The sequence below is a fragment of the Micromonospora sp. CPCC 205739 genome (genome assembly GCF_036906795.1).
Taxonomy (GTDB): Bacteria; Actinomycetota; Actinomycetes; order Mycobacteriales; family Micromonosporaceae; genus Micromonospora.
In genome coordinates, this window is record NZ_JBAKHS010000033.1 from 1 (window position 1) to 12,564 (window position 12,564).

Sequence of the window (12,564 nt, forward strand, 5' to 3'; positions counted from 1 at the left end):
ACCGGTGCTTCAGCGGCGCTCGCGCCGGTGCCGCTGACGATCAGCACGGCGACGGCCGCGCCGGCCGCGGTGACGGCTGCGAGCGCCGGCAGTACCGCTCGCCGAAGACGACGAATTGGAGTAACTGTCACGATGTGCCCTCTCATGGGTGCGTCTCCGGCGGGCGTCGCCACGACAGCGACCGGAGACGGCACCTAAGCGCAAATATGGGTAAATCGGACTTTCCCACACACGCGTCTCTTTAGGGCTGAGATCGATGAAACCCGTCCGGCTGGGCAACGCGCATGCTTGCCCACCAGCCGAACTCGCTGGTGACGCAACGGCGGAGATCCCCTGCCGACGGCCCCGAAATACCCCGCCTACGTCCCGGCGTGAGGACGGTGGACGCGGCCGAGGAAGTCGCGCATCAGCGACACCACCTCGTCGAGGTGGGTCTCCAGCAGCCAGTGGCCGCCGTCGAGCAGGTGCAGCTCGGCGTCCGGGAGGTCGCGCAGGTACGCGCGGGCGGCGCCCTCGGGCATGTAGCCGTCGTGCGGCCCCCAGACGATCAGCGTGGGTGGCCGGTGCTCACGCAGGTACGCCTGCTGACGCGGGAACCAGTCCACGGTGGTGCGCTGGTCGGCGATCAGGTGCACGAGGTGGTCGGGGCCGGGCGGCTGGCCCACCTGCGCCCAGGAGAGCGTCCACAGGTCAGGGCTGATCCGGTCGGCGATCTCGCCGGGCACCTCGCCCAGGAACTCGTCGCGGAACCCACTCTCCGACACGTGTTCCGCCACCTCGGCCAGCGCCTGCGGGTTCGGATCGGCCCACATCTTCTTCAGCGGCGCGTACTTGGGTCCGTGCTGTTCCTCGTAGATGTCGCCGTTCTGGATGACCAGCGCGGCGACCCGTTCCGGCGCGCTCATGGCCAGCCGCAGCCCGAACTGGGAGCCGTAGTCCTGCAGGTAGATGGCGTAGCGACGCAACCCGAGGACGTCGGTGAACCGCCGCAGGAAGTGGGCGTACCCGTCGAAGGTGTAGGCGAACTGGTCGGCGTCGGCGCGGGTGTAGCCGAAGCCCGGCAGGTCGGGGGCGAGCAGCCGCCAGCGGTCGCCGAGCGCCGGCATGAGATTGCGGAACTGGAACGACGAGGACGGGTAGCCGTGCGGCAGCAGCACCACCGGGGCGTCCACTGGCCCGGCCTCCCGGTAGAAGGTGCGGATGCCGTCGACGTCGACGACCCGGTGCGCCACGGGAACGGCTCCCATGACCCCGCCCTACCCGCCCTTGACCCAGGCAAACCGCCGAGGGCGGACCCGTCGTGCGTGGCGGGTGCCGTGCGGGCGGGCGCCGCCACGGACGTGGCCGTGCCCGTCGTCCGGCGGGATCAGCGGCGGTGGTAGCGGTACGCCGTCAGCGTGCCGAAGACCAGCACGAAACCCGCGCTCCACAGCAGCATCCACCTCATGCTCGACGGGTCGGACGAGCCCGACATCGCCGCGCGCACCGAGGCCACCAGCTGCGTGACCGGGTGACCTTGACGAACGCCTGAAGCCAGCCGGGCATCGTGCCCGGGTCGACAGCGCCTGTCGAGGCTGCGGAGGCGCACGGCGTCGGCGCGGAGAAGCCGCCCGGCGGCGACCGCACGGCGGCAAACGCGGCATCGACGACTACTGGCGGCGGGTCCGACCGGCCGTGGCCGCGTGCCGGCAGGGCCGGGCCAAGCAGCTGATGCTGCGCGGTCGGCTCGGGCCGGGCGCCGAGGTGGCCCGCAGGAACCGCGACGATGACCTACCCTCAGCCCGGCCACGAACCGACCCGGCCCCTGCCACCGGTCTCGGCCGTCCCCACCGGCCCCTACCCGCCTGCCGTGCCGTATCCGCCTGCCGCGCCGTATCCGGCGCCGCTGCTGATCGCGGCACCGCCCACGTCCGGCACCGCCACCGCCGCGATGGTGCTCGGCATCGTCGGCGTGCTCGGCGGATGGTGTGTGTTCGGCCTTTCCTGCCTGCTCGCCGTCGTCCTCGGGCACATCGGGCTGCACGAGACCCGCGAAGGCCGGAAGTCCAGGCGCGGCATCGCCGCCGCCGGGCTGGTGCTCGGCTACGTCTTCGTCACCCCGGCGGTCGCGCTCACCGTCATGGTCTCCTTCGGCGGCGTCATCGGCGCCGCCACCCCGACGCCTACCGCTACTCCATAAAGGACTGCGCCCGTCGGAGAGTCCACCGGAGCCAGCCATTGATCCGCTTGCTAAACCGGTCTAGCATCTTCCAAACCGGTTTAGCGACCGGTGCTCGCTCCAGGACCCGCAGGTACGGGAAGGAGGTCGAGTCGGTGAGCCAGCGCCGACCGACGATCATCGACGTCGCCCGTGCCGCGGGAGTCTCCAAGGGAGCGGTCTCCTTCGCCCTCAACGGCCGGCCCGGGGTGGCCGAGGAGACCCGCCGGCGGATCCTGGCGGTGGCGAAGGAGCTGGGCTGGACCCCGAGCCATCGAGCCCGGGCCCTGTCCAACTCCCGGGCGTTCGCCGTCGGCCTGGTGCTCGCCCGCCCACCGGAACTGCTCGGCGCCGACCCGTTCTTCCCCGCCTTCATCGCCGGTGTGGAACGCGTCCTCGCCGAGCAGAGCCAGGCGCTGGTTCTCCAGGTGGTCACCAGTCAGCGGGCGGAGGAGAACGGCTACCGGCGGCTGGCCGCCGACGGTCGGGTGGACGGGGTGTTCCTGCTGGACCTGCGGGTCGCCGATCCGCGGATCGCCCTGCTGGAGGAGTTGCGGCTGCCCGCCGTCACCCTCGGCCGTCCCGACGTGCCCACCCCGTTCCCGGCGGTGCTCGTCGACGATCGGCCAGGGATCGCCGCCGCGGTACGGCATCTGGTGGAGCTGGGGCACCGGCACGTCGCGCACGTCGCCGGCCCGGACGACTTCCTGCACGGCTCGGCGCGGCGGGACGCCTGGGAGAACGCGCTACGGGACGCCGGACTGTCCCCCGGTCCCTGCGTGTCGTCCGACTTCTCGGCGGCCGGTGGGGCCCGGGCCACCCACCACCTGCTCGACCTGGCCGACTCGCCGAGCGCGATCATCTACGCCAACGACGTGATGGCGATGGCCGGCATGGCCGTGGCCCGGGAACGTGGCCTCGACGTCCCCGGCCAACTCTCGGTCACCGGCTTCGACGACACCGAACTGGCCGCCCACATCAGCCCGGCGCTGACCAGCGTCCGGACCGATCCGTCCGGCTGGGGCGGCGTCGCCGCCCGTACCTTGCTCGACCTCATCGACGGCAACGGCGGCCCGGACGTCGAGATGCCCCCCGCGCAGCTCGTCGTCCGCGCCTCCACCGCTCCACCACCCACACCACACCAATCGCCGTGACCCACCGCCCGGGCATCGCCTCGGCCTGGTCGGTGCAACGTCACGGCAGTCGAGATCGGAGACCGATATGAGACGTACCGTCCCCGCTGCCTTCCTCGCCCTCTCCCTCGGCCTCACCGCAGCCTGCGGTGGCGGCGACTCCGGCGCCAAGGCCGATTCCTCGACCAAGGGGCCGATCACCATCTGGCTGTCGAACAACAAGGAGGAGTTGGCCTGGGGCAACGCGATGGTCGAGGCGTGGAACGGCCAGCACGCCGACCAGAAGATCACCGCGCAGGAGATCCCGGCCGGCAAGTCCTCCGAGGAGGTCATCGGCGCCGCGATCACCGCCGGGAACGCGCCCTGCCTGATCTTCAACACCGCCCCGGCCGCCGTGCCGCAGTTCCAGAAGCAGGGCGGGCTGGTCGCGCTGGACGACTTCGACGGCGCCAAGGGCTACCTCGAACAGCGAACCGGTTCGGCCGCCGAGCAGTACCGGTCGCCGGACGGCAAGTACTACCAGATGCCCTGGAAGGCGAACCCCGTCATGATCGTCTACAACAAGGCGGTCATGCAGAAGGCCGGCGTCGACCCGGAGAATCCGCCGCTCAGCACGTACGCGGAGTTCCTCGACACGAGCCGCAAGATCAAGTCCTCCGGTGCGGCGCAGGCGGCCATCTATCCCTCGCCGGCCAGCCAGTTCTTCCAGTCCTGGTTCGACTTCTACCCGCTGTTCATCGCCGAGACCGGCGGGAAGCAGCTCGTCGAGGACGGCAAGGCGCAGTTCAGCTCGGCCGAGGGACAGCGGGTCGCCGACTTCTGGAAGACGCTCTACGCCGAGGGCCTGGTCCCGAAGGAGCAGTACAACGGTGACGCCTTCGGCGAGGGCAAGTCCGCCATGGCCATCGTCGGCCCGTGGGCGATCCCCGTGTACGGCGACAAGATCAAGTGGGGGCTGAAGCCGATCCCCACCTCCGCCGGCAAGCCCGCCGCCGAGATCAAGACCTTCAGCGACGCCAAGAACGTCGCGATGTACTCCTCCTGCCAGAACCGGGGCACCGCCTGGGAGGTGCTGAAGTTCGCCACCAGCCAGGAGCAGGACGGCGCGCTGCTGAAGGCGACCGGCCAGATGCCGCTGCGCGCCAACCTGACCGCCACCTACCCGGACTTCTTCACCGAGAAGCCCGCCTACCGTGACTTCGCCGACCAGGCCGGGCGCACCGTCGAGGTCTCGAACGTGCCGAACTCCATCACCATCTGGCAGACGTTCCGGGACGCCTACTCGGAGTCGGTGATCTTCGGTAAGCGGTCGGTGGCCGACGCGTTCGGCGACGCCGCGAAGAAGGTCGACGGGCTAGCCGGCCAGCGATGACCGCTCACCTCACCCGGGGCGCGCACCCGCGCCCCGGCCGCCGACCGGTGACGGCTCTGATCGGCCGTCACCCGGTCGGGCTGGCCCTGATCGCGCCGTACGCGGCGTTCCTCGTGCTGGTCTTCGCGTATCCGTTCGGGTTCGCCGTCTGGATGAGCTTCCACGACTACTTCTTCGCCGCGCCGGGAGCCCAGGTCGAGCGTCCCTTCGTCGGGCTGGAGAACTACCGCACGGTGCTCGGCGACCCGGGGGTCCGGAAGGCGTTCGGTAACATCCTGGTCTTCCTGCTGATCAACGTCCCGCTCACCGCGGTGCTGTCGCTAACCCTCGCCGTGGCGCTCAACCAGGCCATCCGGGGGCGCACCTTCCTGCGGGTCGCCTACTACGTGCCCTATGTGACGGCCAGCGTTGCCGTGGTCGGGGTGTGGCTCTTCCTGTTCAGCTCGGACGGCCTGGTCAACACGGTCCTCGGCCCGCTCGCCCCGGACCCGTCCTGGCTGGTCAACGAGACGCTCGCGATGCCGCTCATCGCGGTCTTCGTGGCCTGGAAGCAGCTCGGCTTCTTCATCCTGCTCTACCTCGCCGCGTTGCAGAACGTGCCGAAGGAGCTGTACGAGTCGGCAGCGGTGGACGGGGCGAGTGCGTGGCAGCGGTTCCGTTCGGTGACCGTACCGGCGGTCCGCCCGGCCACCACCCTGGTCGTGATCGTGGCGACCATCACCGGCGCGAACCTCTTCACCGAGCCCTACCTGCTGACCGGGGGCGGCGGCCCGAACGGCGCCTCCACCTCTCCGGTGCTGCTGATGTACCAGCGCGGCATCGAGCAGGGCAACCCGGACGTGGCGGCGGCGATCGGGGTGCTGCTCGTCGTCGGCGTCGTCAGCGTATCGATGATCAACCGTCGACTGCTGGAAAGGTCCTGACATGTCGACCCGGACCCTCGGCGCAGCCGGAACCGCGCCCACCGTCACGCCCACGCCGGTAGCCCGCCGCCCCGGCACCCTCGGCCGGGTGCTGCGGGCCGCGGCGCTGATCGCCTTCTCGCTGGCCTTCCTCTTCCCCTTCTACTACATGTTCATCGGGTCGTTGCAGGCCGAACCGGACACCTCCCCGGCCGGGGCGTTCCCCACCGACGGCCTCACCCTGGACAACTACCGGGAGATCAACACCGAGATCAATCTGCTGCGGTCGCTGGTCAACTCCGGCATCTTCACCGGCGGGGTCATCCTCGGCACGGTCGTGTTCGGCCTGCTCGCCGGCTACGCGCTGGCACAGCTCAGCTTCCGGGGCCGCGGCGCGCTGTTCAGCCTGGTCCTGCTGGTCCAGGTGGTCCCGTTCCAGCTCCTGCTGATCCCGCTGTACGTGCTGATCGTGCGCGGCTACGGGTTGGCCGACTCCTACCTCGGCATGATCCTGCCGTTCGCGATCAACACCACGGCGGTCTTCATCTTCCGGCAGTTCTTCCTGCAACTGCCGGCCGACCTGTTCGCCGCCGCCCGGGTGGACGGCGCGAGCGAACTGCGCATCCTCTGGTCGGTCGCGCTGCCCCTGGTCCGTCCGGCACTGCTGACCGTGGTGCTGCTGACCTTCATCGGCCCGTGGAACGAGTTCCTCTGGCCGTTCCTGATCACCAAGCAGACCGACATGCAGCCGCTGGCGGTCTCGCTCGCCAACTATCTGAGCAACGTTGCCGCGCGGGCGGCCAACCCGTACGGGGCGGTCCTCGCCGGCGCCTGCGTCCTCGCCGCCCCGGCCGTGGCGCTCTTCGTCGCCTTCCAGAAGCACTTCACCTCGAACAACATCGGATCTGGCGTAAAGGGTTGAACCGTTGACTGTCTCCGCTGCCGTCCCGTACACCCTCACCCGACTGGGCGTCGTCATGGCACCCGCACCGGGCGAGCCGCTGGAAGCCGAGGGGGTGTTGAACCCGGCCAGCGGCCGTACCCCCGATGGGAAGCTGCACCTGCTGCCGCGGCTGGTCGCCGAGGGGAACGTCTCCCGGGTCGGGCTCGCCGAGGTCGAGTTCCACGACGGGGTGCCGGCCGGGGTGGCCCGGCGCGGCGTGGTCCTCGCCCCCGACGAGGGGTGGGAGCGCGGGTTGAACAACGCCGGGGTCGAGGATCCGCGCACCACCTGGGTGCCGGGCCTCGGCAGCCACTTGATGACGTACGTCGCCTATGGTCCGTTGGGCCCACGCCTGGCCCTGGCCGTCTCCACCGACCTACGCACCTGGCGGCGGCTCGGTCCGGTGCAGTTCGCATACCAACCGGACCTGGACACAGACCTGAACCTCTTTCCGAACAAGGATGCGGTCTTCTTCCCCGAGCCGGTGCCCGGCCCGGACGGTGGCCCCTGTTACGCGATGCTGCACCGACCGATGTGGGACCTGGGCTGGTTCCGTCCCGGCGAGGGGGTGCACCTGCCGGCCGGGATCACCGACGAGCGGCCCGGCATCTGGATCTCCTACGTCCCGGCCGAGGAGGTGCACGCCGACATCACCGCCCTGGTCCGGCTCCGCGACCACCGCTGCGTCGCCCTGTCCGAGTTCCCCTACGAGGAGCTGAAGATCGGTGCCGGCCCGCCGCCGGTCCGGGTGCCGGAGGGCTGGCTGCTCATCCACCACGGGGTGACCGGCCACATCCCCGACCCCTTCGACCCCAGCACACAGCAGGTCGAGTACGCGGCCGGGGCGATGCTGCTCGACCCGGCCGACCCGGGTCGGGTGCTGGCCCGCACCGCCGAGCCGGTCCTGGTGCCCGAGACTGAGGACGAGCGCTCCGGCACCGTCCCGAACGTGGTCTTCCCGACCGCGATCGAGGAGGTGGACGGCGTCCGGTACGTCTTCTACGGAATGGCCGACGCCAAGATCGGCGTCGCCCGGCTCGACCGTGTCCGGTGAGCCGTGCGGCCCGGCCGGCCATCGCGCCGGGCTGCACCGACGGGGGCGGATCCGGTGACCGGCCAGGCCGCGCTGCGCCTCGGCATCGTCGGGGCCGGTGGCTTCGCCACCTTCCTCACTGGCGCCCTGCGGGACCTGCCGGCGGTGACAGTGACCGTGGTCGCGGACCCGGACACCGACCGGGCCGGGCGGCTGGCCGGGATCCTGGCCGCCCGGCCGGTGCCGGACTGGCGGGCGCTGGTCACGGCCGACGACGTGGACGTCGTGGTGGTGGCCACCCCGCCGGCCGGGCACGCGGAGACCACCCTCGCGGCGCTGCGCGCCGGTCGGCATGTCTTCGCCGAGAAACCCCTGGCCGTCAACGAGGACGAGGCCGTCGCCATCCGGGACGCGGTCGCGGCCACCGGTCGCGTCCTGGTGGTCGACCACGTGCTGCGCTACAACCCCGTGGTACGGGCGCTGGCTCGGCTGCGTGACCCACGGTTCGCCGCGCCGCCCGGTGCCCCGTCCGACCCGCTGCTCGGTCCGGTCCGGCAGCTCGCCTTCGAGAATGACGCCAGCGACGAGGACCTCGGCCCGGGGCACTGGTTCTGGGACGAGCGGGTCAGCGGCGGGATCTTCGTCGAGCACGGCGTGCACTTCTTCGACGTGGCCGACGCCCTCGTCGGCGCGGTCCCCGAATCGGTGCAGGGCATGCTCGGCCACCGCCCCGGCAGCAACCTCGTCGACCTGGCGGTCGCCACCACCCGCTATCCGGACGGCGCGGTGGCGACCTTCGCGCACGGCTTCAGCCACGCCCACCGCTGCGAGCGGCAACTGATGCGGATCGACTTCGGCACCGCCGAGGCCCGGGTGACCGGTTGGATCCCGGTGCACGCCATCGTCGACCTCTGGACCGATGACGCCGGAGCGGCGCTGGTCGAGGGCCTGCCGGCCCGGTCCGGGGAACTGCTCGCCGTTGACGGGCACCGGCTGCCCGACCCGGCCGCCGTCACGGTGGCGGTGCACCGGCACGCCGGCCCGGAACACGCCCGGGAACGGGGCCACGAGCGGCGGCTGCCACACCGTTGCCGGATCACTCTCGACCTCGGCGGCGAGGCCGCCAAACCACACGTCTACGCCGAGAGCGTCCGCGCCGCCATGCACGACCTGGTGCGCTGCGTCCGCACCTGCGACCGACCCGTCGCCGGAATCACCGAGGGCGCCACCGCGGTGACCGTCGCCGCCGCGGCCGCCCGCTCCGCCCGCAAGGACCGCACCATCCACCTTGGACGGCGGTCCCCGGAACACCCCACAGCCTGCCCGTCCTGACCGAGGAGACCCCCGTGAAACGCCGATCGCTGCTGCTGGGCGGCCTCGCCGTCACCGCTCCGCTGTTGACCCCCACGGCGGCCGAAGCCGCCGACACCCGACGGAGTACGGCCACGCCTGAGAGGCCGCTGACCAACCTCGACCACCTGGGCTTCCTCCGGCAGGACGTCACGCCGCCGGACCAGCACGGGCACACCACCTACCGGCTCGCCGACACCCCGGAAGTCGGGGTGCTCTGGACCTACGCCGAACCCGGGCCGGACGGCGTGTTCCGCCGCGTCGGCGGTGGCGCGTACGACCTGGAGACCGACACCTGGGGGCAGGGCGCCTACAACGCCGACGACATCTCCCGAGCCGCGGTGGTCTACCTGCGGCACTGGCGGCAGACCGCGACCGCCACCAGCCGGAACGCCGCCTACCAGCTCCTGCGCGGGCTGACATACCTGCAGACCGCCGACGGCCCGTACGCCGGCAACGTGGTGCTGTGGATGCAGCCGGACGGCACGCTCAACCCGAGCGCCGAGCCGAAGGAACTGCCCGACCCGTCCGACAGCGACGCGTCGTACTGGCTGGCCCGGACCATCTGGGCGCTCGGCGAAGGGTACGCGGCGTTCCGCGAGACCGACCCGGACTTCGCCGGCTTCCTGCGCGACCGCCTCGACCTGGCGATCGCCGCCGTGCAGCGTCAGGTGCTCGTCCGCCACGGCCAGTGGCAGATCATCGACGGGGACCGTACCCCGGCCTGGCTGATCGTCGACGGCGCGGACGCCACCGCCGAAGCGGTCCTCGGACTCGCCGCCTACGTCGAAGCCGGCGGCGGCGCCACCGCCCGCCGGGCGCTGCGCCAACTCGCCGAGGGAATCGCCGCCCTCGCCGACGGCGGCGTGCGGGAATGGCCGTTCGGCTCGGTACGACCCTGGGCGCTGTCCCGCTCCGTCTGGCACGGCTGGGGCGCCCAGATGCCGGCCGCGCTCGCCCGGGCCGCGCAGGCACTCGACGACCGGACCCTGCTCGGCCCCGCCGTGACCGACTCCGCCGTCTTCACCCCCTGGCTGCTCACCTCCGGCGGCCCGGACAACGGCCGGCTGCCCACCCGCACCGACCGGACCCAGATCGCCTACGGCGTCGACTCCCGCGTGCAGTCCCTGCTCGCCGTCGCCGACGCCACCGGACGTTCCGGATTCGCGCAGCTCGCCGCCCTCGCCGCCGCCTGGTACTTCGGCGCCAACCCGGCCCGGACACCCGGCTACGACCCGCACACCGGCCGGGCCATCGACGGCATCAACGGCGACGGGCAGGTCAACCGGAACTCCGGCGCCGAGTCCACCATCCACACCCTGCTCAGCATGCTCGCCCTGGACGCCCGGCCGGGACTGGCCGCACTCGCCCACCACACCGAGATCGTCGAACGGGTCGGCACGGTGACCCTGGAAGCCGAGGACGGCTCCCGTCAGGGCGGCGCGACCGTGGTCACCCCGCCGTCGGCGTGGACCGGCGAATCGCTGATCAGCGGAAGCTACGTCGACCTGCCCGCCGGGGCCGGGCTGCGCTGGCAGCTCCCACCGGCCGACCAGCCCCGGCTGGTGCTGCCGGTGGTGAACCTACGCCCCGGCGTACCGGCCCGGACCGTCTGGCACAGCGACGCCGGACCGCTCGGCGAGGTCGACCACGCCCGGGTCGGCGGCCAGGGCAACTCCCCGGCGCCGGGTGCGCTGCTCCCGGTCACCCTGCCCCGGGAACTCGCCGCCCACGCCACCGAACTGACCGCTCAGGCGACGGCCGGCAACCGGGCCACCGTCGACGCGGTCATGCTGGAACCGCTGGTCTCCCGGCTCACCCTGGCCGGCGACGGACACAGCACGACGCTGCTGCGCAGTGCCGCCCGGGCCAGCCAGACCGCGCAGGTCACCGCCGACGGCACCGGACCGGCCACCGTCGAGGTGTACGACGCGGCGGGCGCGCTCCACTCCCGGCACACCAGCACCGCCACCCAGCTGCGGGTCACCGTGCTGCCCGGCGGCTTCACCCTGGTCCACCGTTGACCGAGTCCGCGCCGGGCCAGCCGTGGTGGCGCGGCGGCGTCTGCTACCAGGTGTACGTCCGCAGCTTCGCCGACTCGGACGGAGACGGGACCGGTGACCTGCCCGGGGTGACCGCCCGCCTGCCCCACCTGGTCTCCCTCGGTGTGGACGCCGTCTGGCTGACCCCGTTCTACCCGTCACCGATGGTCGACGGCGGATACGACATCGTGGATCATCGCGACGTCGACCCGCTCTTCGGCACCCTCGCCGACGTCGACGCGCTCGTCGCCGAGGCGCACCGGCTCGGCCTGCGGGTCGTCTGCGACCTGGTGCCCAACCACACCTCGGACCGGCACCCCTGGTTCCGGGCGGCGCTCGCCGCACCGCCGGGCAGCGCCGCCCGCCGCCGGTACGTCTTCCGTCCAGTCGACGAGGACCACCCGGACCGGCCACCCAACGACTGGCGTTCGGCGTTCGGCGGGAGCGCCTGGCGGCGGGTGCCGAGCCCGAACGGCGGGCCCGACGAGTGGTACCTGCACCTGTTCAGCCCCGAGCAACCCGACCTGAACTGGGACGACCCGCAGGTGCCGGCGGAGTACGGGGAGATCATCCGGTGGTGGCTCGACCGGGGCGTGGACGGGTTGCGCATCGACATGGCGCACGCCCTGTTCAAGCACCCCGACCTGGTCGACGCAGGCCCCGGACAGCACACCGAGTTCCGCCGCAACCACCTGATGCCCTTCTTCGACCAGGCGCCGCTGCACGCTCTGTACCGGCAGTGGCGGACCATGGTCGACTCGGCGCCGAGGGAACGGGCGCTGATCGGGGAGGTGTGCCTCTTCGACGCCGACCGGCAGGCCCGCTACGTCCGGCCGGACGAGTTGCACCAGGCGTTCACCTTCGAGCTACTGGAATGCGACTGGTCCGCCCCGGCGCTGCGGGACACCATCGGGCGCACGCTCGAGGCGTACCGCCGGGTGGATGCCCTGCCGGCGTGGGTGCTGAACAGCCACGACGCGGTCCGGTCCGGCACCCGCTACGGCGGCGGAGAGCGGGGGCTGCGCCGGGCGCGGGCCGCCGCCCTGCTGATGTTGGCGCTGCCCGGCGCGGCCTACGTCTACCAGGGGGAGGAGCTGGGGTTGCCTCAGGTGGACCTGCCCGACGAGGCGCTCCGTGACCCGCTCTGGGAACGTTCCGGGCGGACCGTGCGCGGGCGGGACGGGTCCCGGGTGCCGATCCCGTGGACGACGGACGGCGCAACGTACGGCTTCTCGCCCGAGGGAGCCGACCCGCCGTGGCTGCCGCAGCCCGACGGCTGGGGCGCCTGGAGCGTGCAGCGGCAGACGGCGGAACCGGACTCCACCCTGGCGCTCTACCGCGCGGCGATCCGGCTACGCCGAGAGCTGGGCAACGGTGTTGCCGCCTTCGACGAGCTGACCTGGTGGGATACCGGGCCGGACGTGGTGGCTCTTCGACGCGGCGACGGGTTCGGCTGCGTGGTCAACGTCGGCGACCGGGCGGCGCCGCTGACCGGCGTTGGACGGGTACTGCTGGCGAGTGCACCGCTTGAGGCGGCCGACCCGATCCTCCTGCTACCGCCGGACGCCGCGGTCTGGTTCGTACCGTCGTAA

At 72.0% G+C, this 12,564-nt stretch carries 10 protein-coding genes; 9 read left to right on the top strand and 1 reads right to left on the bottom strand.

Features of this window, described 5'->3' with window-relative positions; all coding sequences use genetic code 11:
- Window positions 1–359: 359 nt before the first annotated feature.
- Window positions 360–1,247 carry an alpha/beta fold hydrolase gene (locus V6U88_RS28445; RefSeq protein WP_334457685.1) on the bottom strand — a complete coding sequence of 296 codons (888 nt, stop codon included), beginning with the start codon at window positions 1,245–1,247 and terminating at the stop codon, window positions 360–362.
- A 518-nt stretch (window positions 1,248–1,765) separates the two neighbouring features.
- Between V6U88_RS28445 and V6U88_RS28450 the strand changes: the two genes are divergently transcribed.
- The 9 genes from V6U88_RS28450 (at window position 1,766) to V6U88_RS28490 (ending at window position 12,564) form a co-directional block, all read left to right on the top strand.
- Window positions 1,766–2,179 carry a DUF4190 domain-containing protein gene (locus V6U88_RS28450; protein ID WP_334457687.1) on the top strand — a complete coding sequence of 138 codons (414 nt, stop codon included), beginning with the start codon at window positions 1,766–1,768 and terminating at the stop codon, window positions 2,177–2,179.
- A 134-nt stretch (window positions 2,180–2,313) separates the two neighbouring features.
- Window positions 2,314–3,351, top strand: a complete 1,038-nt coding sequence (locus V6U88_RS28455; protein WP_334457689.1) for a LacI family DNA-binding transcriptional regulator — start codon at window positions 2,314–2,316, stop codon at window positions 3,349–3,351.
- A 67-nt stretch (window positions 3,352–3,418) separates the two neighbouring features.
- On the top strand, window positions 3,419–4,702 hold the full coding sequence (locus V6U88_RS28460) for an ABC transporter substrate-binding protein (protein ID WP_334457690.1): 1,284 nt from the start codon (window positions 3,419–3,421) through the stop codon (window positions 4,700–4,702).
- Complete coding sequence (locus tag V6U88_RS28465; protein WP_334457692.1) at window positions 4,699–5,625, top strand: carbohydrate ABC transporter permease; 927 nt, start codon at window positions 4,699–4,701, stop codon at window positions 5,623–5,625. Before V6U88_RS28460 ends, V6U88_RS28465 begins: the two co-directional genes overlap by 4 nt.
- Window position 5,626: 1 nt before the next feature.
- Window positions 5,627–6,526: a carbohydrate ABC transporter permease gene (locus V6U88_RS28470; RefSeq protein ID WP_334457694.1), complete on the top strand. Its 900-nt coding sequence runs from the start codon at window positions 5,627–5,629 to the stop codon at window positions 6,524–6,526.
- 4 nt (window positions 6,527–6,530) lie between these two features.
- Entirely contained in the window at window positions 6,531–7,601 is a 1,071-nt protein-coding gene (locus V6U88_RS28475; protein WP_334457696.1) for a glycoside hydrolase family 130 protein, read from the top strand.
- A 54-nt stretch (window positions 7,602–7,655) separates the two neighbouring features.
- A complete protein-coding gene (locus V6U88_RS28480) occupies window positions 7,656–8,912 on the top strand; it encodes a Gfo/Idh/MocA family protein (protein ID WP_334457698.1) in 1,257 nt (418 codons plus the stop codon).
- A 14-nt stretch (window positions 8,913–8,926) separates the two neighbouring features.
- Window positions 8,927–10,954 (top strand): hypothetical protein, encoded by a 2,028-nt coding sequence (locus V6U88_RS28485; RefSeq protein WP_334457700.1) that lies wholly within the window; start codon window positions 8,927–8,929, stop codon window positions 10,952–10,954.
- Window positions 10,951–12,564, top strand: coding sequence for a glycoside hydrolase family 13 protein (locus tag V6U88_RS28490; RefSeq protein WP_334457702.1), 1,614 nt, complete (start codon window positions 10,951–10,953; stop codon window positions 12,562–12,564). The genes V6U88_RS28485 and V6U88_RS28490 overlap by 4 nt, the downstream gene beginning before the upstream one ends.